The following is a 2,500-nucleotide window of genomic DNA, read 5'->3' as shown; positions in this document are numbered from 1 at the left end:
CGTCGTGAAGAGGGCAACAACCCTGACCTCCAGCTAAGGTCCCCAAGTCATGGCTAAGTGGGAAAGGATGTGAGGATCCCAAAACAACCAGGATGTTGGCTTAGAAGCAGCCATCATTTAAAGAAAGCGTAACAGCTCACTGGTCTAATTAAGGGTCTTTGCGCCGAAAATGTAACGGGGCTAAAGCCATGCACCGAAGCTGAGGATACGTCGCAAGACGTGTGGTAGCGGAGCGTTCCGTAAGCCTGTGAAGGGAGACCCGTGAGGGCTCCTGGAGGTATCGGAAGTGCGAATGTTGACATGAGTAACGATAAAGAGGGTGAGAGACCCTCTCGCCGAAAGACCAAGGGTTCCTGCTTAAAGTTAATCTGAGCAGGGTTAGCCGGCCCCTAAGACGAGGCGGACACGCGTAGTCGATGGGAACCACGTTAATATTCGTGGGCCTGGTGGTAGTGACGGATCCCGTATGTTGTTCATTCTTATTGGATTGGATGGGCTGCGAAGGGGTTCCAGGAAATAGCTCCACCATTATAGACCGTACCCGAAACCGACACAGGTGGTCAGGTAGAGTATACCAAGGCGCTTGAGAGAACTATGCTGAAGGAACTCGGCAAATTGCACGCGTAACTTCGGAAGAAGCGTGACCCTTTTCCACGCAAGTGGGATGGGGTGGCACAGACCAGGGGGTAGCGACTGTTTATCAAAAACACAGGGCTCTGCGAAGTCGCAAGACGACGTATAGGGTCTGACGCCTGCCCGGTGCTGGAAGGTTAAGAGGAGAGGTGCAAGCTTTGAATCGAAGCCCCAGTAAACGGCGGCCGTAACTATAACGGTCCTAAGGTAGCGAAATTCCTTGTCGGGTAAGTTCCGACCTGCACGAATGGCGTAACGACTTCCCCGCTGTCTCCAGCATAGACTCAGTGAAATTGAATTCCCCGTGAAGATGCGGGGTTCCTGCGGTCAGACGGAAAGACCCCGTGCACCTTTACTATAGCTTTACACTGGCATTCGTGTCGGCATGTGTAGGATAGGTGGTAGGCTTTGAAGCAGGGACGCCAGTTTCTGTGGAGCCATCCTTGAAATACCACCCTTATCGTCATGGATGTCTAACCGCGGTCCGTCATCCGGATCCGGGACAGTGTATGGTGGGTAGTTTGACTGGGGCGGTCGCCTCCGAAAGAGTAACGGAGGCGCGCGATGGTGGGCTCAGACCGGTCGGAAATCGGTCGTCGAGTGCAATGGCATAAGCCCGCCTGACTGCGAGACTGACAAGTCGAGCAGAGACGAAAGTCGGTCATAGTGATCCGGTGGTCCCGCGTGGAAGGGCCATCGCTCAACGGATAAAAGGTACGCCGGGGATAACAGGCTGATGACCCCCAAGAGTCCATATCGACGGGGTTGTTTGGCACCTCGATGTCGGCTCATCGCATCCTGGGGCTGGAGCAGGTCCCAAGGGTTTGGCTGTTCGCCAATTAAAGCGGTACGTGAGCTGGGTTCAGAACGTCGTGAGACAGTTCGGTCCCTATCTGCCGTGGGTGTAGGAATATTGACAGGATCTGTCCCTAGTACGAGAGGACCGGGATGGACATATCTCTGGTGGACCTGTTGTCCTGCCAAGGGCATAGCAGGGTAGCTATATATGGAAGGGATAACCGCTGAAGGCATCTAAGCGGGAAACCCACCTGAAAACGAGTATTCCCTTGAGAGCCGTGGAAGACGACCACGTTGATAGGCCGGGTGTGGAAGCGCAGCAATGCGTGAAGCTTACCGGTACTAATCGCTCGATTGGCTTGATCGTTCTCATTGATAATGCTCATCGGACCCGAAAAAGGGGCGGTGATGCAAGGACGTGTTCAAAGAAAAAAGGCATCGCCTTACCAGCTTCTCATTATCGTCATGCACAAAGCATGTTCATACGTTCCCGTATGCCCGCTTTGGCACCCTTCCGAGCCGACCAGGCGAGGGAGAAAGGTTTGCCAAAGCAAAAAAAAGGAACAAATGATCATGCGACAGCATGAACATTTGCCCTTAGCCGACCTGGTGGTTCTGGCGGGGTGGCTGCACCCGTTCCCATTCCGAACACGGCCGTGAAACGCCCCAGCGCCAATGGTACTTCGTCTCAAGACGCGGGAGAGTAGGTCGCTGCCAGGTCTGCTAAAGGCAAATGGATACGCAAAGGCGCCCAGAAAGTCGCAGACGTTCTGGATAAGCTGCCCGAGCCAGAAAAAGATCACCTTCTCATCACAAAACACCGGCCCAAAGCCGATAACGGGCCGCCTTCAAGCGGCCCTTTTGCTTTGGTAGCCTCAAGCAGAACAAAAAAGACAACCCGGGCTCGAGCAGCCCCGCCGACCCGCAGAAGGCAAAAGCCTTCGAGGACCGGCAAACAAAAAAACCGGGCAGGCCCCGGCGCTCAAGACTAACGCGGGGTGGAGCAGCCCGGTAGCTCGTCAGGCTCATAACCTGAAGGCCGCAGGTTCAAATCCTGCCCCCGCAACCA

Annotated in this window: 1 tRNA gene and 2 rRNA genes (1 of these 3 cut by a window edge); all 3 read left to right on the top strand. The window is 54.7% G+C overall.

Annotated features, from left to right (window positions below):
• Positions 1-1,798 (top strand): 23S ribosomal RNA (locus tag GGQ64_RS27495) (it extends 1,186 nt beyond the left edge of the window).
• A 238-nt stretch (positions 1,799-2,036) separates the two neighbouring features.
• Positions 2,037-2,151 (top strand): 5S ribosomal RNA (rrf, locus tag GGQ64_RS27490).
• A 272-nt stretch (positions 2,152-2,423) separates the two neighbouring features.
• Positions 2,424-2,500 (top strand) — tRNA-Met (locus tag GGQ64_RS27485).

Origin of the sequence: Mycoplana azooxidifex, from assembly GCF_014196765.1 — a bacterium.
In the GTDB taxonomy this organism is placed as follows: Bacteria; Pseudomonadota; Alphaproteobacteria; order Rhizobiales; family Rhizobiaceae; genus Mycoplana; species Mycoplana azooxidifex.
The sequence above is the reverse complement of the archived record's forward strand: the minus strand, read 5'-3'. Positions and strand labels throughout refer to the sequence as shown.